The sequence below is a fragment of the Zestomonas ipomoeae genome, from assembly GCF_057128665.1.
This window is the reverse complement of sequence record NZ_JBSKHQ010000012.1, coordinates 1-20,478: the sequence shown is the minus strand read 5'-3', so window position 1 is coordinate 20,478 and position 20,478 is coordinate 1. Positions and strand designations below refer to the sequence as shown.

Annotated in this window: 18 protein-coding genes and 2 pseudogenes; 11 read left to right on the top strand and 9 right to left on the bottom strand. The window is 63.4% G+C overall.

Translation table 11 applies throughout. The features are described 5' to 3' along the window. Positions 1 to 204: 204 nt before the first annotated feature. The 8 genes and pseudogenes from ACWKV7_RS14010 (at position 205) to fdxA (ending at position 9,775) form a co-directional block, all read left to right on the top strand. Positions 205 to 1,077 carry a MurR/RpiR family transcriptional regulator gene (locus tag ACWKV7_RS14010; RefSeq protein WP_483858299.1) on the top strand — a complete coding sequence of 291 codons (873 nt, stop codon included), beginning with the start codon at positions 205 to 207 and terminating at the stop codon, positions 1,075 to 1,077. Positions 1,078 to 1,996: 919 nt separating this feature from the next. Then, positions 1,997 to 3,268 (top strand): maltoporin, encoded by a 1,272-nt coding sequence (locus ACWKV7_RS14005; protein WP_483858298.1) that lies wholly within the window; start codon positions 1,997 to 1,999, stop codon positions 3,266 to 3,268. Between the two features lie 165 nt (positions 3,269 to 3,433). Further along, positions 3,434 to 4,357, top strand: a complete 924-nt coding sequence (locus ACWKV7_RS14000) for a MalM family protein (protein ID WP_483858297.1) — start codon at positions 3,434 to 3,436, stop codon at positions 4,355 to 4,357. A 96-nt stretch (positions 4,358 to 4,453) separates the two neighbouring features. Next, the gene (gene malE, locus ACWKV7_RS13995; protein ID WP_483858296.1) at positions 4,454 to 5,704 is read left to right on the top strand and encodes a maltose/maltodextrin ABC transporter substrate-binding protein MalE; all 1,251 of its coding nucleotides are present in this window, start codon (positions 4,454 to 4,456) and stop codon (positions 5,702 to 5,704) included. Positions 5,705 to 5,874: 170 nt separating this feature from the next. Further along, complete coding sequence (tnpB, locus tag ACWKV7_RS13990; RefSeq protein WP_483858295.1) at positions 5,875 to 6,159, top strand: IS66 family insertion sequence element accessory protein TnpB; 285 nt, start codon at positions 5,875 to 5,877, stop codon at positions 6,157 to 6,159. Between the two features lie 101 nt (positions 6,160 to 6,260). Further along, positions 6,261 to 6,452: pseudogene (locus tag ACWKV7_RS13985) on the top strand (IS66 family transposase); the annotation flags it as partial. A 279-nt stretch (positions 6,453 to 6,731) separates the two neighbouring features. Next, the gene (gene mutS, locus ACWKV7_RS13980) at positions 6,732 to 9,311 is read left to right on the top strand and encodes a DNA mismatch repair protein MutS (protein ID WP_483858294.1); all 2,580 of its coding nucleotides are present in this window, start codon (positions 6,732 to 6,734) and stop codon (positions 9,309 to 9,311) included. A 140-nt stretch (positions 9,312 to 9,451) separates the two neighbouring features. Continuing rightward, positions 9,452 to 9,775 carry a ferredoxin FdxA gene (gene fdxA, locus ACWKV7_RS13975; protein WP_483858293.1) on the top strand — a complete coding sequence of 108 codons (324 nt, stop codon included), beginning with the start codon at positions 9,452 to 9,454 and terminating at the stop codon, positions 9,773 to 9,775. An 846-nt stretch (positions 9,776 to 10,621) separates the two neighbouring features. Here the strand turns inward: fdxA and rpoS are convergent. The 9 genes from rpoS to ACWKV7_RS13930 form a co-directional block, all read right to left on the bottom strand. After that, the gene (rpoS, locus tag ACWKV7_RS13970) at positions 10,622 to 11,626 is read right to left on the bottom strand and encodes an RNA polymerase sigma factor RpoS (protein ID WP_483858292.1); all 1,005 of its coding nucleotides are present in this window, start codon (positions 11,624 to 11,626) and stop codon (positions 10,622 to 10,624) included. Between the two features lie 99 nt (positions 11,627 to 11,725). Next, positions 11,726 to 12,607, bottom strand: coding sequence for a peptidoglycan DD-metalloendopeptidase family protein (locus ACWKV7_RS13965; RefSeq protein ID WP_483858291.1), 882 nt, complete (start codon positions 12,605 to 12,607; stop codon positions 11,726 to 11,728). 46 nt (positions 12,608 to 12,653) lie between these two features. Next, on the bottom strand, positions 12,654 to 13,583 hold the full coding sequence (locus ACWKV7_RS13960) for a polyprenyl-phosphate transporter (RefSeq protein ID WP_483858290.1): 930 nt from the start codon (positions 13,581 to 13,583) through the stop codon (positions 12,654 to 12,656). A gap of 17 nt (positions 13,584 to 13,600) precedes the next feature. Beyond that, positions 13,601 to 14,278: a protein-L-isoaspartate(D-aspartate) O-methyltransferase gene (locus ACWKV7_RS13955; RefSeq protein WP_487249216.1), complete on the bottom strand. Its 678-nt coding sequence runs from the start codon at positions 14,276 to 14,278 to the stop codon at positions 13,601 to 13,603. Then, positions 14,278 to 15,027: a 5'/3'-nucleotidase SurE gene (surE, locus tag ACWKV7_RS13950; RefSeq protein WP_483858289.1), complete on the bottom strand. Its 750-nt coding sequence runs from the start codon at positions 15,025 to 15,027 to the stop codon at positions 14,278 to 14,280. The genes ACWKV7_RS13955 and surE overlap by 1 nt, the downstream gene beginning before the upstream one ends. Then, positions 15,015 to 16,073: a tRNA pseudouridine(13) synthase TruD gene (gene truD, locus ACWKV7_RS13945; RefSeq protein ID WP_483858288.1), complete on the bottom strand. Its 1,059-nt coding sequence runs from the start codon at positions 16,071 to 16,073 to the stop codon at positions 15,015 to 15,017. The genes surE and truD overlap by 13 nt, the downstream gene beginning before the upstream one ends. Further along, entirely contained in the window at positions 16,070 to 16,543 is a 474-nt protein-coding gene (gene ispF / locus ACWKV7_RS13940) for a 2-C-methyl-D-erythritol 2,4-cyclodiphosphate synthase (protein ID WP_483858287.1), read from the bottom strand. Before ispF ends, truD begins: the two co-directional genes overlap by 4 nt. Positions 16,544 to 16,667: 124 nt before the next feature. Then, the gene (gene fghA, locus ACWKV7_RS13935) at positions 16,668 to 17,537 is read right to left on the bottom strand and encodes an S-formylglutathione hydrolase (RefSeq protein WP_483858286.1); all 870 of its coding nucleotides are present in this window, start codon (positions 17,535 to 17,537) and stop codon (positions 16,668 to 16,670) included. An 86-nt stretch (positions 17,538 to 17,623) separates the two neighbouring features. Beyond that, positions 17,624 to 18,736 carry an S-(hydroxymethyl)glutathione dehydrogenase/class III alcohol dehydrogenase gene (locus ACWKV7_RS13930; protein WP_483858285.1) on the bottom strand — a complete coding sequence of 371 codons (1,113 nt, stop codon included), beginning with the start codon at positions 18,734 to 18,736 and terminating at the stop codon, positions 17,624 to 17,626. 102 nt (positions 18,737 to 18,838) lie between these two features. Here ACWKV7_RS13930 and ACWKV7_RS13925 point away from each other — a divergent pair, with 102 nt between their 5' ends. The 3 genes and pseudogenes from ACWKV7_RS13925 to ACWKV7_RS13915 all read left to right on the top strand — a co-directional run. Next, positions 18,839 to 19,741: a LysR substrate-binding domain-containing protein gene (locus tag ACWKV7_RS13925; RefSeq protein ID WP_483858284.1), complete on the top strand. Its 903-nt coding sequence runs from the start codon at positions 18,839 to 18,841 to the stop codon at positions 19,739 to 19,741. Between the two features lie 120 nt (positions 19,742 to 19,861). Continuing rightward, positions 19,862 to 20,176, top strand: coding sequence for an HPF/RaiA family ribosome-associated protein (locus ACWKV7_RS13920; RefSeq protein ID WP_483858283.1), 315 nt, complete (start codon positions 19,862 to 19,864; stop codon positions 20,174 to 20,176). A gap of 57 nt (positions 20,177 to 20,233) precedes the next feature. Next, positions 20,234 to 20,371 (top strand): annotated as a pseudogene (locus ACWKV7_RS13915) (baeRF3 domain-containing protein); the annotation flags it as partial. Between the last annotated feature and the right edge of the window lie 107 nt (positions 20,372 to 20,478).

Below are 20,478 nucleotides of genomic sequence, written 5' to 3'. Positions count from 1 at the left end.
CTGCCGTCAAGGTCGGTCTGCGCCTTCCTCCCTGGCGCTTTTTTCGCCGGCGTAGTAGCTGGGCGTAGTAGCCCTGCTCGACCGTGGAGGGAAAAAAGTAGTAATACTCCGCAGCTTCGCCGGTTTTTTGCTTGGTGGCAGGGAACCGCAACGGCAAAATCGCACTCCTGCTTCCACCACGGCACGGCATAACAAGGAAACGGAATGGATCGCTCACAGAATCTGCTGGACAACATTCGCGAAAAACTCGGCGAGCTGAGCAAGGCCGAGCGCAAGGTTGCCGAAGCCATCCTGGCCAATCCCGAACAGGCCACCCGCTACAGCATCGCCTCGCTGGCCCAGGTGGCCGACGTCAGCGAGCCGACGGTCAATCGCTTCTGCCGCAGCTTCGCCATCAGCGGCTATCCGGAGCTGAAGATCCAGCTGGCGCAGAGCCTGGCCAGCGGCGCCGCCTATGTCAGCCGCGCGGTGGAGGCGGACGACACGGCCGAGGCCTACACGCGCAAGATCTTCACCACCACCATCGCCTCGCTGGAAGCCGCCTACCAGGGCATCGACCCGCAGCAGATCAGCAAGGCCGTGGACCTGCTGATCCAGGCCCGGCAGATCTACTTCTTCGGCCTCGGCGCCTCGGCCTCGGTGGCGCTGGATGCGCAGCACAAGTTCTTCCGCTTCAACCTGGCGGTCACCGCCCAGTCCGACGTGCTGATGCAGCGCATGCTGGCCTCGGTGGCGCATACCGGCGATGTCTTCGTGATCATTTCCTACACCGGGCGCACCCGCGAGCTGGTGGAGATCGCCCGTCTGGCCCGGGACAACGGCGCCTCGGTGATCGGCATCTGCGCCGCCCACTCGCCGCTGAGCAAGGTCTGCAGCGTCAGCCTGGACATCCCCGACCAGGAAGACACCGACATTTACATGCCGATGACCTCGCGGCTGGTCCAGCTCACCGTGCTCGACGTGCTCGCCACCGGCGTCACCCTGCGCCGCGGCCCGGACTTCCAGCCGCACCTGCGCAAGATCAAGGAAAGCTTGCTGCCCACCCGCCACCCGAGCCAGGACGAGCAACAACCCTGACCCACTCGAACCCACCCAGCCGCACACCGTAGGTTGCGGTTGAGCGAAGCGCCCAACGCAGCGAAGTCCCGCCAAACCACGTCCGTTGCACCCTCAGGCTACGCGCCGTGACCCAACCTACCTGGCCCACATCCGTAGGTTGCGGTTGAGCGCAGCGAAGCCCAACAGCAGTGCGCCCAAGCCGAGTCCATCCAGGCCCTCGGCCATCGCAGGGACGATGGGCCTGTGGCACGGAGCCAACTCCCCTACCCGTCATACCCGGCTCCGGCCGTATCCACAGAGCTGGCAACACCGGAATTTCCGCGCTGCCCACCCTGGGTCCCGGCATTCGCCGGGACGACGGGCCTGAAGCACCGTATCAATCCCCCACCCCGTCATACCGGCGCAGGCCGGTATCCAGAGAGCCGGCAACGCAGGAGTCTCCGCCCTGCCCATCCTGGGTCCCGGCCTTCGCCGGGACGACGGGCCTGAAGCACCGTATCAATTCCCCACCCCGTCATACCGGCGCAGGCCGGTATCCAGAGAGCCGGCAACGCAGGAGTCTCCGCGCTGCCCATCCTGGGTCCCGGCCTTCGCCGGGACGACGGGCCTGAGGCGCCGATAGCCACGGCCACAGTCTCCTCCCTCCCCAGACCTTACCTAGCGCGCGGCCTGTAGCTAATAGGCGGACATCTCCCCGCTTCGGCGCCGATCAAGACGCGAATGCTACGCCCTGCCGCTCCGCCTCGAAAAAAACCGCCGGGGAGGATGTGGGCGCGGTGACCTTGCTCGACTCTTTGCCGCAGCCGCCCCGCTCGGCCCGACGCCCCAGACGATAGGGCAGCCGGTCCAGGCGGCAGCCCGCTGTCCGGCAGCGCAGGGCATGAAAGCCCTGCAGCGGTTTCGCCAACGAGTCTCACAACAAAAACAAGGACCCGCCATGAACACGAAGAATCCCGCACGCCTGTTCCAGCCCTCCATCCTGGTCGCCGCCATGCTCGCGGCGAGCCCGGCGCTGGCCGTCGACTTCCACGGCTACATGCGCTCCGGCATCGGCGCCACGGGCGGCGGTGGCGACCAGGCGTGCTTCCAGGCCGCTGGCGCGCCGGCCAAGTACCGCCTGGGCAACGAGTGCGAAACCTACGCCGAGATCGGCCTGGGCAGCGAAGTGTGGAAGGAAGGCGAGCAGAGCTTCTACATCGACAGCATGATTGCCTACAAATCCAGCCAGTCGAACGACTGGGAAGCCACCGACAGCGACGACAATCCCTACGCCGACGGCACCAGCTCGATCCGCCAGTTCAACGTGCAGGCCAAGAACTTCCTGCCCGCCCTGCCCGGCGCCACCCTCTGGGCCGGCAAGCGCTACTACAAGCGCAACGACGTGCACATCAACGACTACTACTACTGGGACGTCTCCGGCCCCGGCGCCGGCATCGAGGACATCGACGTCGGCTTCGGCAAGGCGCACATCGCCTGGATGCGCAACACCGATGGCGACTGGACCTACAACGGCGCCGGCACCGGCACCAACGTGGCCAACGACACCCTCGACTTCCGCCTGACCGACATCGCCGCCAACACCGACGGCACCCTCGAATTCGGCTACGACTACGGCAAGGCCAACCTCTCCGATATCCAGGAGAAAGACCCCGGCTACACCAACCAGAAAGGCCACCTGATCACCGTGCAGCACACCCAGGGCAACTGGTTCGGCGGCTACAACAAGCTGGCCCTGCAATACGGCACCGACGGCATCATCGGCAGCACCGGGCGCAACAGCACCGGCAACAGCGACGGCAAGATGATCCGCCTGGTCAACCAGGGCGTGGTCGGCCTCTCCGACGACATCGAAATGATGTACGTGCAGATCTACGAGGATAAGGACTTCGATAACGACTCCGGCCAGAAATGGGCCTCCTTCGGCGTGCGCCCGGTGTACAAGTGGAACGACACCATGAGCACCGCCCTGGAGTTCGGCTACGACTACATCAACCCGCAGGCCGACGGCGAAGACTCCCGCGACCTGAAGAAAATCACCCTCGCCCAGCAGTGGTCCGCCGGCCGCAGCTTCTGGGCCCGCCCGCAAATCCGCGTGTTCGCCACCTACGCCATGTGGGACGGCGGCAAGTACAACGCCGCCAGCGAATCCATCGAAGCCGGCGACGACAACGGCCTGACCTTCGGCGTACAGGCCGAAGCCTGGTGGTGACCGAATAGGCATCCGTTGCATCCGGATGCCGCTCGATGCTTCAACGCTGCTCCAGTGGTTTTGCCCCGGACCTGCAACAGGCCGGGGCCCTTTTCCAGGAGCCCATTGCGCGATCCCCCACGCGCGAACCGGTTCCCAGGCGTGCACACAATAAGAGGAACGACCATGCCGCATCTCAAGACAACCAGCCTCGCCCTGCTCGGCCTGTTGCTGACCGGCTGCGCCGGCGAGCCGCTGCGCCGCGTCGATGTACTGACTCAGACACCCGCCCCGTTGCAAACCTCGCAGCAGCAGGCCCGGCAAGCCCTGGAGGCCGCCACGCCCTGTTGCGCCAGCCTGGGCGAGCTGCCCTACACGCCGATCCCGGCGAATTTTTCCGGCGACGTGGTCATCGACCAGAACGCGCCAGCCTTCGAGTTCCAGAGCGGCAAGAGCTTCTTCCGCGCCTTCCGCTTGCCGACCAATAGCCGCTCCTTCGAGATCCGCCTGTACAGCCAGGCCGGCAAGACCGTGCTGGCGCCCACCGCCATGCTGCTCGACAGCCAGTTCCGCATGACCCGCCTGCTCGGCGCCGAGGATTTCGTCTACGAGCCGGCCGCCGGCCTCAAGGGCGACAGCCTCGATGCGCGCCTGCGGGTCGACCGCCTTTACCTGGACAACCCCGGCAACGAGCAGTACCTGATCCTCTTCACCAGCGACAAGCAGATGGCCGGCCAGACCACCCTGGTGCACCCGGCCAAGGCCTTCGCCAAGGCACACGGCAACGAGCCGCCGAGCATCCCCGACCCGGTGGCAGAGCACGCCCCGGTCGGCGTGATCAAGATGGTGCTGATCGAAGACGGCAGCGCCGGCCAGCAGGCCAACAGCTACGTGCCGCCGCGCAGCATCGGCATGGAAATGGGCAACACCCTGCCCACCACTCCGGCACCCGCGGTGCTGCCGGAAACCCAGGCCTACTACCGTCAGGCCATCGACGCCGCCCTCGCCGGCAAGGACCTGGAGCGTGCGCTACGTCTAGCCGACGAAGCCGCGCGGGTTGGCGACAGCAGTGCCAAGCACTACCTGCTCGAACGCATCCAGATCAAGTAAGCGCATGCGTCCACCGGGGCGGCCACAAGCCGCCCCGTTTCTTTCCAGCCCCCGGAGACCGTTACCCCTAACTGCAGCACCACACCCGAGGTCGAGATGAGAACAACAATAACCCTCGCGACACTGCTCCTGCTCAGCACCGCCCCCCTGCCCAGCCCGGCTTTCGAAAAGAACACGCTGACCGTCTGGATCAATTCCGACAAAGGCTTCAACGGCCTCGCCCGGATCGGCGAACGCTTCACCGCCGCCACCGGCATGTCGGTCAAGGTCGCCACCCCCGAAGACCTGCCCGGCCAGTACGACAAGTTCGCCACCACCGCCAAGGGGCCGGACATCGTCATCTTCGCCCATGATCGCTTCGGTTCCTGGATCAACAACGGCCTGCTCGAACCGCTGCAGCCCAGCGCAGAGGCGCTGAGCCGGGCACCGGTCTTTGCCTGGGAGGCCATGACCGTCGGCGACCAGCGCTTCGGCTATCCACTGGCCACCGAAGTGGTCAGCCTGATCTACAACCGCGCCCTGGTGGCCAAGCCGCCACAGACCCTGGCCGAGGTCAGCGACCTGGACAAACGCCTGCGCAGCCAGGGCAAGCGCGCCATCGCCTGGGACTACAACAACCTGTACTTCTCCTGGCCGATCATTGCCGGCAGCGGCGGCTACAGCCTGCGCAAGAACGACGGCATCTACGATCTCTCCGACGTCGGCGTGGACACGCCAGGCGCCATCGAGGGCGTGCAGGCCATCAAGCAACTGCTGGATCGCGGCGTGCTGCAAGTCGGCGACGACTATGCCGGCATGATGGAAGGCTTCAAGCAGGGCCGCACCGCGATGATCGTCAACGGCCCCTGGGTATGGAACGAGCTGCGCGCCGCCGGTATCGACTTCGCCATCGACTACGTGCCCGGCCCGACACCCGCACGTCGTAGCAAGCCCTTCGTCGGCATCCTCGCCGCCGCGGTCAACAGCAACAGCCCGCAGAAGCGCCAGGCGCAACGCTTTATCGAAGACTACCTGAGCACCGTCGACGGCCTGCGCACCATCAACGACGACAAACCGCTGGGCGCCGTGGCCAACCTGGAACTGATGGAAGAACTACGCCACGACCGGCTGATCGCCCACACCTACGCCTCGGCGGCCAGCGGCGAGATCATGCCGGACATTCCCGAGATGAAGCGTTTCTGGATTCTGTTCAACTCGCGCTTTGGCGCCATGCTCAAAGGCGAGAAGCCGGTCGCCGCCACCCTGGAAAAAATCGCCAACCGTCTGCGCAAGAACGCCGAAATCCAGGCCTGGCGCCGCCGCCACTATCCCGCCGCGCAACTCAGCGAAGCCACCCCAACCCCATAGGTTAAGGTGCTTTCAAGCAGTAAACGACCATGCCTCTTACCAGTATCGAACTTTCATCGACTATCCTCCGCCAGCTTAAACTGGCGCACTAAACGCTCCACAAACCCCACCTTCAAGTGACCTGTCCACTTCTGGATGCTGGGCTCCCATTTTACCTACGGAGCCCCGTCATGATGCGTCCCGACACCAAAGTGCAGAAGGTCTACCTCTATCCCAAGCCCGTCGATTGCCGCAAATCCATCAACGCCCTGGTCGCCTTGGTCGAGTTGGATATCAAGGTGGAGGTGTTCAACCCGGTGCTATTCGTGTTCTCCAACCGTACCCGCTGCCAGATCATGATTCACTACTGGGAGCACAACGGCTTCTGTCTGTGGCTCAAGCGCCTGGAGGCCGAGCATTTCAAGACCAAGACGATACCGGCGACGAGGCCATCGAGCTGGCGGTCGATGAGTTGAACTGGCTGTTCGACGGCATCGACCTGTGGCGTAACCGGCCGCACCAGATACTGACGCTGCGCTTCGTGACCTGAGCCGGTACAATCCGGCGCCGCAACTTTGAGATGATCCCGACGCAGGTGCGGGTTCTCCGTCACATTCGCAGGACCTACACCTACAAGGCTTGCGAAGCAGCCCCAGTCACCGCCGACAAGCCGGCGCAACTGCTCGAGAAGAGCCAGGCCAGTTCCAGCGTGCTGACCACCAAGTACGCCGATGGCATCCCGCTGTACCGCTTCGAGAAGATGCTAAACCTGCTGCGCGACTTTCAAAATCGGCGGTTACGGAAGTCAGCCAGAAATGAGCGGCTATTTCAGCCTATCAGCAACAACAGAGCACAGACATCCCTATCACTGATCGCAGCAACTTACGCGTGATACTCTTATCCCCATACCCCGTATAGGTGAGGCAACTCGACATCTCCTTCCCTATCTGATTGATCCCGATCTAGCTTCGCCTGTCAGATCATGCCGGCAGTCACTCAGTTGCCCAAACGGCACCCCATAAAATCAACACACGAACATAAGCTATTGATGTTAAAGGAAAAATCTGACCTCTCCGATCACACCCCAATGATGCAGCAATACTGGAAGCTCAAACGCGAGCATCCGGATCAGCTGATGTTCTATCGCATGGGTGACTTCTACGAACTGTTCTATGAGGATGCGAAAAAGGCCGCCAAGCTGCTCGATATCACCCTGACAGCACGCGGCCAATCCGCCGGCAAGGCCATTCCCATGGCCGGCATCCCCTTCCACTCCGCCGAGGGCTACCTGGCCAAGCTGGTGAAGCTCGGCGAGTCGGTGGTGATCTGCGAGCAGATCGGCGATCCCGCCACCAGCAAGGGGCCGGTGGAGCGCCAAGTGGTGCGCATCATCACGCCCGGCACGGTGAGCGACGAGGCGTTGCTCGACGAGCGTCGCGACAACCTGCTCGGCGCCGTGCTTGGCGATGAAAAGCTGTTCGGTCTGGCGATGCTGGATATCGCCAGCGGCCGCTTCAGCGTGCAGGAGCTCAAGGGCTGGGAGAACCTGCTGGCCGAGCTGGAGCGACTCAACCCCGCCGAACTGCTGATCCCCGATGACTGGCCGCAAGGGCTTCCCGCCGAGAAGCGTCGAGGCGTGCGCCGTCGCGCCCCCTGGGACTTCGACCGTGACTCTGCTCTGAAGAGCCTCTGCCAGCAATTCGGCACCCAGGATCTCAAGGGCTTCGGCTGTGAAGGGCTGACCCTGGCCCTCGGCGCGGCCGGCTGCCTGCTCGCCTATGCCAAGGAAACCCAGCGCACCGCCTTGCCGCACCTTCGCAGCCTGCGTCATGAGCGTCTGGACGACACCGTCATTCTCGATGGCGCCAGCCGCCGCAACCTGGAGCTGGATATCAACCTGGCTGGCGGCCGCGACAACACCCTGCAATCGGTGGTGGATCGTTGCCAGACGGCCATGGGCAGCCGCCTGCTCAGCCGCTGGCTGAATCGCCCGCTGCGCGACCGCACCGTACTGGAGGCCCGCCAGGATGCCATCGCCTGTCTGTTGGAGAGCTATCGCTTCGAAGGCCTGCAACCGCAGCTGAAAGAAATCGGCGATGTCGAGCGCATTCTCGCCCGCATCGGTTTGCGTAGCGCGCGCCCCCGGGACCTGGCCCGCCTGCGCGATGCGCTGGCTGCGCTTCCCACGCTGCAACAGGCTCTCGGAAATCTGCAGGCTCCGCACTTGGGAGCGCTGGCAACGAGCATTCGCACCTATCCTGAACTCGCCGAACTGCTGCAGCGCGCCATCATCGATAATCCCCCGGCGGTCATCCGCGATGGCGGCGTACTGAAGACCGGCTACGATGGCGAGCTCGACGAACTGCAGTCGCTCAGCGAGAACGCCGGCCAATACCTGATGGACCTGGAAACCCGGGAAAAGGCCCGCACCGGCCTGCCCAATCTCAAGGTCGGCTATAACCGCATCCACGGCTACTACATCGAACTGCCCCGTGTACAGGCCGAACAGGCCCCGGCGGACTACATCCGTCGACAGACTCTCAAGGGTGCCGAGCGCTTCATCACTCCCGAACTCAAGGAGTTCGAGGACAAGGCGCTATCTGCCAAGAGCCGCGCACTCGCCAGGGAAAAGATGCTCTATGACGGGCTGCTGGACCTGCTCATCGAACAGTTGGCGCCGCTGCAGGACACTGCGGCCGCCCTCGCCGAACTGGATGTGCTGAGCAACCTGGCCGAACGCGCACTGACGCTCGACCTGAACCGGCCGCGCTTCGTCGACGAACCCTGCATGCGCATCAGCCAGGGGCGCCATCCGGTGGTCGAACAGGTACTGGACACGCCATTCGTGGCCAACGACCTCACCCTCGATGACGACACACGCATGCTGATCATCACCGGGCCGAACATGGGTGGTAAATCCACCTATATGCGGCAAACGGCGCTTATCGTGCTGCTGGCGCATATCGGTAGCTTCGTCCCGGCGGCTAGCTGCGAGCTGTCCATGGTCGACCGCATTTTTACCCGCATCGGTTCTTCCGATGATCTGGCGGGCGGGCGCTCCACCTTCATGGTGGAAATGAGCGAGACCGCCAACATCCTGCACAACGCCAGCGCCGCCAGCCTGGTGCTGATGGACGAAGTAGGCCGCGGTACCAGTACCTTCGACGGTCTGTCCCTGGCCTGGGCCGCCGCCGAACACCTGGCCCGACTGCGCGCCTGGACCCTCTTCGCCACCCATTACTTCGAACTGACCGTATTACCGGAAAGCGAGCCGGTGGTGGCCAACGTTCACCTGAACGCCACCGAGCACAACGAGCGTATCGTTTTCCTGCACCATGTGCTGCCCGGGCCCGCCAGCCAGAGCTATGGACTGGCGGTCGCCCAGTTGGCCGGCGTACCCAACAGCGTAATCCTGCGCGCGCGCGAGCACCTGGCCCGCCTGGAAACCACCAGCCTGCCCCATGAGGCGCCCCGTGCCGCACCGGGGCAACCGGCGCCGCCCCAGCAAAGCGACCTGTTCGCCAGCCTGCCGCATCCGCTGCTCGAAGAATTGGCTAAGATCAATCCGGATGATCTAACTCCGCGCCTTGCCCTTGAGCTGTTATATACATGGAAGACGCGGTTCTAACGCCCTGCTCGAACAAGCTGTTAGAATCGCGCGCGCTCTGGATGCGACGGCCTCAGCCTGGGCCGTCGACATCGCTTTCCGAGCTTGAGAAGCCAGCCTAGATAAGGCTTCCCTGCCGCCGCCTGAGGAGATAGTGAGAAATGACCTTCGTCGTCACCGACAACTGCATCAAGTGCAAATACACCGACTGCGTGGAAGTCTGTCCGGTGGACTGCTTTTACGAAGGCCCGAACTTCCTGGTGATCCACCCGGACGAATGCATCGACTGCGCGCTCTGCGAGCCGGAATGCCCAGCCCAGGCCATCTTCTCCGAGGACGAAGTTCCGGAAGACATGCAGGAATACATAGAGCTGAATGCCGATCTTGCGGAAATCTGGCCGAACATCACCGAGAAGAAAGACCCACTGCCCGATGCCGAAGAGTGGGATGGAGTAAAGGACAAGCTGCAACATCTGGAGCGCTGATACCCGCCAGATACACCAAGGCCCGCATTGCGCGGGCCTTTTGTTTTCAGCAGGCAAAAAAAGGGGCGGGTTTTACCCCGCCCACTCTTTTCTGTCCCTAGTCCGTTTCTTTCCCAACTCACCATCCTGGTGTATCGCATCCCGCGACATCCTGGCCGTCTTCCCTACCAGCCCGTGTTTTCCTGAACACGGGAGTGATAATAGCGCTCTCGTTGACCACGGCAAGCGTGAAAAAATCCCTTTGCGCCCCCTTATCCAAGCCAAACGGATAAAATTAAAGCTTTTTAAATCATTCACTTACACAAGTTACGATAGGGAAATCGCCTTCGGCGTGCCGTATCCATCTACAAAGGCGTACCGCATTTGTAAGCGATTTCCTACACGATTGAGCAGGAACTTTCTCAGATGCCGTTGCGGTCGCACAGAGAGCGGTACCGCTTACATTGCTCCTGGCACTTTTTCACGGGCAAAAAAAGGGGCGGGTATGACCCCGCCCACTTTTAGTCCCTAGTCCCTGTATTTCCTAACTCATCATCCTGATGAATCGCATCCTGCGATGTCCCTGATCAACTTCCTGTCGATCCGTGTCGTCCCAGACACGGGAGTGATATTAGCGCTCCCAGCGGGCCATGCAATCCGAGAAGACCGCTGTTTTACTTCGCACCCACCCGATTCGTCAGAAAATATATTCTTCAAAATCAATAATTTAGCTTTTTACAACACAGCGAAGAGGCGGCTCGCTGGCCATCGCTGACGCTCGTCGCGTACAGCAATGTAGGCGTTGACTGACAGCGAGGCGCATAAAAAAACCCGGCCGGCGCCGGGTTTTTCTCAAAGCACAGGGAACTATTGGAACAAGGCGTCGCTGGACAGCCCGTTCTTTTCCAGAATTTCCCTTAGGCGCTTGAGAGCTTCGACCTGAATCTGCCGTACCCGTTCGCGGGTCAGGCCAATCTCTTGGCCAACCTCTTCCAGGGTGCTGCTTTCATAGCCGCGCAGACCGAAACGACGCACCACGACCTCGCGTTGCTTGTCGGTCAGTTCCGACAGCCACTGATCGATGCTCTGGGAGAGATCATCGTCCTGCAGCAGCTCGCAGGGATCGGTGGGACGCTCGTCGGTGAGGGTGTCGAGCAATGTCTTGTCCGAATCCGGACCAAGAGAGACATCCACCGATGACACACGCTCGTTCAGACCCAGCATGCGCTTGACCTCGCCCACCGGCTTCTCCAGCAGGTTGGCGATCTCTTCGGCGGACGGTTCGTGATCGAGCTTCTGGGTCAGCTCACGCGCAGCGCGCAGATAGACGTTCAGCTCCTTGACCACATGGATAGGCAAACGAATGGTGCGGGTCTGGTTCATGATGGCCCGTTCGATGGTCTGGCGTATCCACCAGGTCGCATAGGTCGAGAAACGGAAACCGCGTTCAGGATCGAATTTTTCCACGGCGCGGATCAGCCCCAGGTTGCCTTCCTCGATCAGGTCGAGCAGAGACAGACCTCGGTTGACGTAGCGCCGAGCGATCTTGACCACCAGTCGCAAATTGCTTTCGATCATGCGTTTGCGGCCCGCCGGATCACCCTTCTGGGCCAGGCGCGCGAAATGCACTTCTTCTTGCGGGGTTAACAGGGGGGAAAAGCCGATTTCGTTGAGGTAAAGCTGGGTCGCATCTAGTGCACGGGTGTAATCGATGTACTTGTGCTGCTTCGGAGAGGTGGAGTGTTTGGACTTGGTGCGTCCGAGAGGTGTTTCCGCCTCGTCGTTCAATACCTCATCCAGGACGATTCCCGGCTCCATGAGGAGTACTTCATCGTCTACGTCAAACCCCGGCGCTTCTTTATTGAGTGCCATTGTTGTTGTCCTATGTTGAGTTCGACAACAAGCTCTGGCGGCACCTCTTCCATGGCAGCACCCGAGCCCTTTCCACGTAATGGGACGGGCGGCTGCGGGTCAACGTCGCGGCAGATATTGCAGGGGGTCTACAGGTTTACCTTGGCGGCGAATCTCAAAGTGAAGCTTCACCCGGTCGGTTCCTGTGGAACCCATCTCGGCAATCTTCTGTCCGGCTTTGACCTGCTGTCCCTCCCGCACCAACAGCCTGCGGTTATGTCCGTAGGCACTTACGTAGGTATCGCTGTGCTTGATGATCACCAGTTCGCCGTAGCCCCGTAAACCACTTCCGGCGTATACCACGGAACCATCAGACGCAGCTAAAACAGGCTGGCCTAAATCCCCTGCTATATCAACGCCTTTATTCAAACTGCCGTTTGAGGAAAAGCGCCCGATCAGAGCCCCCTCGGCCGGCCAAGCCCAGCCGCTGGCGGAGCGGGTGACCGGCGGACTCGCCGTGCCGCTGGTCGGTGTCGTGTTGGCTGGCAGCTTTGCCGGCGCCGGTGTGCTCGGTGCGGGCGCAGGCGTCGGCGTGCGGGACACCGGCGGCTGGGATGGCAGCGGGGTGATCTTCGGAGCCGGGCGCGCCGTGGGCGTCGATACCCTTGCCGTGGTGGTACTGGGTGACACCGCGCGCACCGGAGAACCGCCGAAGCGTATGTGCTGGCCCGGGTAGATCACATAGGGCGCGGCAATGCCGTTATGGGCCGCCAGCTCGCGCCAATCCCAGCCATAGCGGAAGGCGATGGAATACAGTGTGTCGCCACGCTGTACGGTGTGCTGCCCGCTTCTCAGCGGCTCGCGGGAACTCTGGTTGCGATCCACCACCTGCACGGAAGACGGCGACCCCGCGCAGCCGCTCAACAAGACGGCAAAGAGCAGGCTGCCGAGACAGTTCAGGCGGCTGCAGCGAATCCGCTGTTGCAAGATGGTGAGGCTCACTGCTGCTCTCTTTTGCGAGTTCAAGACAAGTTCGTATTCGTCGGTATCAAGCGTTCGCCGGCTGACGCCGACGAGCAAGCCATTCCAGGCCGAGCACCAGGACGATGCCGGCGATGGCCAGCAGGATCGCAAACAGGAGCTGCGGGTCTTGCCCACTGACCTCGGCGAAGCGCGACGGCAGGAGGTTTTCCTGCAACAGCGGTACCTGCTGACCGTGACTGCCGGTGTGCCAGACCAGCGTCTGCTTCCAGGGCCACACCTTGTTCAGCGAGCCCAGCATGAGGCCGGTCAGAAAGGCCAGCGTCAGGTCGCGCCAGCGCGCCAATAGCCAGCTGAGCAGACGGGCGAAGCTGAGCAGGCCGAGCAGGCAGCCGGCGGCGAACACCGCCAGGACGCCGATATCCAGGCCCTTCACCGCAGCCAGTACCACCGGATACAGGCCGAGCAGGAGCAATATGAAGCTGCCGGAAATCCCTGGCAGAATCATGGCGCAGATGGCGATGGCGCCGGCGAAGAACAGGCTCAGTGGACTGCTGCTCCACTGCATGGGCGCCGCCACGGTGATCCAGTAGGCGAAGGCTGCCCCGAGCAGGAAGCTGACGCCGCGGCTCCAGTTCCAGCGCTGGATTTCCCGCGCCACCATGTGGGTGGACACCAGGATCAGGCCGAAGAAGAACGACCAGATGAGAATCGGCTGGTGCTCCAGCAGGTAGGTGATCAGCCGAGCCAGGCTGAACACACTGGTGAGGATGCCGGAGAACAGCACCAGCAGGAAGGTGGCATTGGCCCGCTGCCAGGCCTCGACCACCTTGCCGCGTACCAGCAGCGCCAGCGCATTGGGAACCGACGCGATCGAGCGCAGCAGCTCGTCGTAGATGCCGCTGATGAAGGCCACGGTGCCGCCGGAGACACCGGGCACCACGTCGGCGGCGCCCATGGCGATGCCTTTGGCGAAGAGGAGCAGGTAGTTCTTCATGGATCCTTCCAGGTACTTCAAAGCAAGGGGCCGCTGAGCAGCGGAACGAAACGCACCGCGTCCAGCACATGGCGGGAGAAACCGTATTCTTCACGAATGATCAGCATCAGTTGCTGCTCGTCGCCGGCACCGACCGGGATCACCAGGCGCCCACCAGGGGCCAGTTGATCGAGCAGCGCCTGGGGCACTTCGGCCGCCGCCGCGGTGACGATGATGCCGTTGTAAGGGGCCAGCGCGGACCAGCCCTCCCAGCCGTCGCCCCAGCGGAAGACCACGTTGCGCAGGTTCAGTTCGGCCAGGCGCTCCTTGGCGCGATCCTGCAGCGCCTGGATGCGTTCCACCGAGAATACCCGCTCGACCAGTTGCGCCAGCACGGCAGTCTGGTAGCCGGAACCGGTGCCGATTTCCATCACCTTGTCCAGCGGTCCGGCGGCGAGCAGCAGCTCGCTCATACGGGCAACCATGTAGGGCTGGGAGATGGTCTGGTTGTGGCCGATGGGCAAGGCGGTGTCTTCGTAGGCGCGATGGGCGAGCGCCTCGTCGACGAACAGATGGCGCGGGGTGCGGCGAATCACTTCCAGCACATGGGCGTTGGACAGGCCCTCTTCGTAGAGGCGCTGCACCAGTCGTTCGCGGGTGCGCTGCGAGGTCATGCCGATGCCACGGCGCAGCATGTCGTCTTGCTCTCGATTGATCAAAGCAAGCCCTCCAGCCAGCTGTCGAGGTTCTTGAAAGCCTCGTGGTAAGTGCGGTCGAGCTGCAACGGCGTGATCGACACATAGCCTTGCATCACCGCGTGGAAGTCGGTACCCGGACCGCCGTCCTCGGCGTCGCCGGCCACGGCGATCCAATAGCCTTCCTTGCCCCTCGGGTTGACCACCTTGACCGGCGCCTTGGCTCGCGCGCGATGGCCGAGGCGGGTCAGCTGGATGCCACGGATGTGGTCGAGCGGCAGGTTGGGAATGTTCACGTTGAGCACGGTGCGCGGCGGCAGGTCCAGCTTGTCGTGCTGTTCCACCAGCTTGCGCGCGATGTGGGCGGCGGTCGGCAGGTTGTCCGGCAGCCGCGACAACAGCGAAAAGGCGAATGCCGGGCGACCGGTGAAGCGGCCTTCGATGGCGGCCGCGGCGGTGCCGGAATAGAGCACGTCGTCGCCCAGGTTGGCACCCAGGTTGATGCCCGACACCACCATGTCCGGCGTATGTTCCAGCAGGCCATTGAGCCCCAGGTGCACGCAGTCGGTGGGGCTGCCGTTGATGCCGATGAAGCCATTGGGCATGGTCACCGGATGCAGCGGGCGATCGAGCGTCAGGGCGCTGCTGGCGCCGCTCATGTCTTGGATCGGGGCGACCACCACGCACTCGGCGTAGTCAGCCAGCGCGTCGTACAGCGCGGCGAGGCCGGGCGCATACACCCCGTCGTCATTGGCGATCAGAATACGCATGAAGTGTCCGTCTGCCCTACCGGCGGCAGATCCACGAGTTCGCGCACCACTGCGGTGGCGAAGCATCCGGCCGGCAGGACGAATTCCAGTTGCAGAATGTCAGGGGCCGGATAATGCCATGTCAGGGCGCCGATGGGGAGGCGCAGGATTCGCCGTTCGTGCGACATACCCGCTTCCGCCAGCCAGGCGGGCAACGGGGAAAGCCCCCGCGCGACCTGCTGCTCCAAGGCATGGGTGGCCTGCCCCGCGGGCGATTCCCCAGCGCCCCACAGCGGGCCGGTGGGGTGCAGGTCGAGGAGCGCCAGGCGCGGATCGCTGCACTCCGCCTCGCCAGCCAGGAAGAAGCTGCGGCTGTCGGTGAAGGCCAGCAAATCGCCGACCTGGGCCCGATTCCAGGTTTCCGCAGCGACCCGTTCGGCCAGTACCCGGTTGAACAGATGGCTGCGGGCGGCGGAAAGCAGCCGTGAGCGAATATTGCGCTGGCTCGGCAAGGCCAGGGTCTGCGCATAGCGCAGAGCCTCCTCGACGTTGCCGCCAGCATGACCGAAGCGCTGCAGGCCGAAATAGTTCGGCACGCCTTCGGCCCTGATCGCTTGCAGACGTGCGTTCAGAGCGTCGCGATCTGCGGCGAGCTGGGTCAGGCGCAGGGTGAAGCCATTGGCGGCATGGGCGCCGCGCTGCAATTTACGCTTGTGCCGCGCACTTTTCAGGAGGCGCAGGCTGTCGCTTTCGGCCGCTGACAGATCGGGATCGGCCTTGCCCGGCAGGTGCAGGCTGAACCACTGACGGGTCAGCGCCTGGCGATCCTTGAGGCCGGCGTAGCTGACGGTCTTCAGCGGCACGCCGGCGGCGCGGGCCAGGCGACGGGCGGCTTCCTCGGTGTTCAGGTTGCGCTTCTCGACCCATAGCCAGAGGTGCTCGCCCTCGCCTGCCAACTCGATGTCGAGCACCTCGTCGACCTGGAAGTCCTCGGCGACTGCCTTCAACTGCGCCGTGCCACAAGGTTCGCCATGGGCGCGCGGGCCCAACAGTTCGAATTCGTTCATGACGGCAGCAGCAGCGCCACCGCATGCACGGCGATGCCCTCTTCGCGGCCGGTGAAACCGAGCTTCTCGGTGGTGGTGGCCTTGACGTTGACCTGGTCCAGGCCGACCTGCAGGTCGGTGGCGATATGGGCGCGCATCGTCTCGATATGCGGGGCCATTTTCGGCGCCTGGGCAACGATGGTGGCGTCGACGTTGCCGACCCGCCAGCCCTGGTCATGGACCAGACCAATCACATGGCGCAGCAGGGCTCGACTGTCCGCGCCCTTGAACTGCGGGTCGGTGTCCGGGAAGTGCTTGCCGATATCGCCCAGCGCCGCCGCGCCGAGCAGCGCATCGCTCAGGGCGTGCAACAGCACGTCGCCATCGGAGTGGGCGATCAGCCCGAATCTATGGGGAATGCGCACGCCGCCGAGGGTGATGAAGTCGCCCGCGCCGAAGCGATGCACGTCGTAGCCGTGGCCGATACGCATATAAAGAACGCCCTGAGAAAGTCAGGGCGAGATTCTAACTGAAAGCTGCGAGGCGGATGGCCGCCCCCTGCAAGCCGCAAGCAATGTGAGGGCCGAACTCCTGACACCAAGCTGTGCTTTTGCATCACTTGAAGCGTGGGGCTTGAGGCTGCTGCAAAGCGGCTGCATGGTGGCGCAGATGGTCGTCGATGAAGCTGGCGATGAAGTAGTAGCTGTGGTCATAGCCCGGCTGCAGGCGCAACCTCAGCGGGTGGTCGGCGGCCTTGGCCGCGGCCTCCAGAGCGCTCGGCTTGAGCTGGCCTTGCAGAAAGTCGTCACGGTCGCCCTGGTCAACCAGGATCGGCAGCTTTTCCGCGGCTGCGGCCAGCAGCGCACAGGCATCCCACTCGCGCCAGCGCGAACGGTCCTCGCCGAGATAGCGAGAGAACGCCTTCTCGCCCCAGGGGCAGTTGAGCGGATTGGCAATCGGTGCGAACGCCGACAGCGAGTGATAGCGACCCGGATTGCGCAGCGCGCAAACCAAGGCGCCGTGTCCGCCCATGGAATGGCCGCTGATGCCGCGCCGATCGGACACCGGGAAGTTCGCCTCGATCAGCGCCGGCAACTCCTCCACCACATAGTCGTGCATGCGGTAGTGGCGTGCCCAGGGCTCCTGGGTCGCGTTCAGGTAGAAACCCGCCCCCAGGCCGAAATCCCAGGCGCCGTCCGGGTCGCCCGGCACGTCGGCGCCGCGCGGGCTGGTATCCGGCGCCACCAACACCAGCCCCAGCTCGGCGGCCAGGCGCTGGGCACCGGCCTTCTGCATGAAGTTCTCGTCAGTGCAGGTCAGCCCCGACAGCCAGTACAGCACCGGCAGCCTGGCACCTTCCTGCTCGGCCTGCGGCGGCAGATAGACGGCGAAGGTCATATCGCAATTGAGGGTGGCGGAATGATGGCGGTAGCGCTTGTGCCAGCCGCCGAAGCTCTTCTGGCACGAAAGATTTTCCAGAGTCATGGGCCCCTCCTGGGCAGCTACGAAACCGCAAGCCACAAGTTGCAGGAGGGCACACTTGTCGCTTGCAGCTGGAAGCTCGCCGTTGTTCAGAAATGGATGACGGTTCGAATGCTCTTGCCTTCGTGCATCAGGTCGAAAGCGGTGTTGATCTCATCGAGCGGCATGGTATGGGTGATGAAGGTATCCAGCGGGATCTCGCCCTTCTGCGCCTTGTCCACATAGCCAGGCAGCTCGGTGCGCCCTTTCACGCCGCCGAACGCGCTGCCGCGCCAGACGCGACCGGTCACCAGCTGGAAGGGACGGGTGCTGATCTCGGCCCCCGCCGGCGCCACGCCAATGATGGTCGACTCGCCCCAGCCCTTGTGGCAGCACTCCAGCGCCGCGCGCATCAACTGCACATTGCCGACGCACTCGAAGGAATAGTCCACGCCGCCGTCGGTCATCTCGACAACGACCTCCTGGATCGGCTTGGCGAAATCCTGCGGATTGACGAAGTCGGTGGCGCCCAGCTCGCGCGCTACCTCGAACTTGGCCGGATTGATGTCGATGGCGATGATGCGCCCGGCCTTGGCCATCTTCGCGCCGATTATCGCCGCCAGGCCGATGCCGCCCAGACCGAAAATGGCCACAGTGGAGCCCTCGGTGACTTTGGCCGTGTTGAGCACCGCGCCGATGCCGGTGGTGACGCCACAGCCGAGCAGGCAGACCTTCTCCAGCGGCGCCTCACTGGGAATCTTCGCCAGGGAGATTTCCGGCAGCACGGTGTACTCGGAGAAGGTCGAGCAGCCCATGTAGTGGTAGATCGGCTCGCCGTTGTAGCTGAAGCGCGTGGTGCCGTCCGGCATCAGGCCCTTGCCCTGGGTGGCACGCACCGCCTGGCAGAGGTTGGTCTTGCCGGAGGTGCAGAACTTGCACTGGCGGCATTCGGCCGTATACAGCGGAATCACATGGTCGCCCACCGCCAGCGAGGTGACGCCCTCACCCACCGCCTCGACGATACCGCCACCCTCGTGGCCGAGGATGCAGGGGAACACGCCCTCGCTGTCCTGGCCGGACAGGGTGTAGGCGTCGGTGTGGCACACCCCGCTGGCGACGATGCGCACCAGCACCTCGCCGGCCTTCGGCGGCTGCACGTCCACTTCAACGATCTGCAGCGGTTGGTTGGGGCCGAAGGCGACGGCGGCGCGCGACTTGATCATGGCGGTGCTCCTGGATGAAGGACGAAAGCAGGAGTGTAATTCATGCCTAAACAGGGATAATTCGCCAACTGAGAAAACATTAGTGCTGTGCAGGGATAATCCATGAGCCCACGCTGGGAAGGTCTCGATGAGTTCGTCGCTGTGGTTGAACTGGGCAGCTTCCAGCGCGCCGCCGAGCGGTTGCGGGTTTCTTCTTCCCACGTCAGCCGACAGGTTGCGCGCCTGGAGGAGCGCCTGCAGGCGCGACTGCTCTACCGCACCACGCGCAAGGTATCGCTGACCGAAGCCGGCAGAACCTTCTTCAGCCGTTGCCAGCGCCTGATCGAAGATCGAGAGGAGGCGTTCCTCGCCGTCGGCGACCTGCAGCAGGAACCTCGCGGCCTGCTGCGCATGACCGCCGCCGTGGCCTATGGCGAGCGCTTCATCGTGCCGCTGGTCAACGAGTTCATGGCGCAACATCCACAACTGCGGGTGGAGATCGAACTCTCCAATCGCACCCTCGACCTGGTCCAGGAAGGTTACGACCTGGCCATCCGCCTGGGCCGTTTGAGCGATTCCAGTCTGGTGGCCACACGCATCGCGCCGCGCGCCATGTACCTGTGCGCTGCGCCCGGCTACCTGGAACGCTACGGCCGGCCGCACAGTCTGTCCGAACTGACACGGCACAACTGCCTGATCGGCACCGGCGATACCTGGATGTTCCAGCAGGACGGTCGCGAGCATCCGTTCAGGCCCAGCGGCAATTGGCGCTGCAACAGCGGGCAGGCGGTGCTGGACGCAGCCCTGCGCGGCTTCGGCCTGTGCCAACTGCCGGACTACTATGTGCTCGAACCGCTGCGCCGCGGCGAACTGGTCGCACTGCTGGAGCAGAATCGACCGCCGAATACCGCGGTGTGGGCGGTCTACCCGCAGCGACGCTACCTCTCGCCGAAGGTCGGTCGCCTGGTCGAAGCCTTGCGAAACGGGCTCGCCCGCTGCCCGGAGTACCAGGCGCAGACACGCTGATGCCCCCTCGTCCGCCACCGTAAAAACCGTTGAACCCGAACCCTCCCCCCTCGTCGAAAAGCGTAAGGCCTTCTTTCCCGGCATCCCGCCGGGAGCACCATGACAACGGAGGAGGTTGCCATGCAGATTCTGGTGAACAGCAGTAACCGGATCGACGTTACCCAAGGGCTGGAAGAGCACATCCGGGCCAACCTGGAAAGCGAGCTGGAGCGCTTCAGCGAACAGCTCACCCGTATCGAGGTTCATCTGAACGACGAAAACAGCGGCAAGAGCGGCCCCAAGGACAAGCGCTGCCAGATGGAGGCACGGATCAAGTCGCATGAGCCGGTCTCGGTCACCCACATGGCCGATTCCCTGCACCTGGCCATCGATGGCGCCGCCACCAAGCTCAGCCACGCACTCGAACATACCCTGGGCAAACTCAAGCGCGACTGAGCCCTTCCCCCGACCACCAGAGAGGGAACGACCACACCCGAACGAACGAGGTTTGCCATGAACGCTCTGCTCAATCGCGAAAGCCTGAAACGACTGCTGGCCGTTCGCCAGAACCCGTGCCTGACCCTGTACCAGCCGACTCACCGCAGCTTCCCCGGCCGCCAACAAGACCCGATCCGCTTCAAGAACCTTCTGTGAATCGCCCCGGGTTTCGTGGAGGCCTTAACTCTTGAGAAGATGAGGCTATGAGAAAATCCACGACCTACTCCCCCGAAGTCCGTGAACGTGCCGTGCGCATGGTT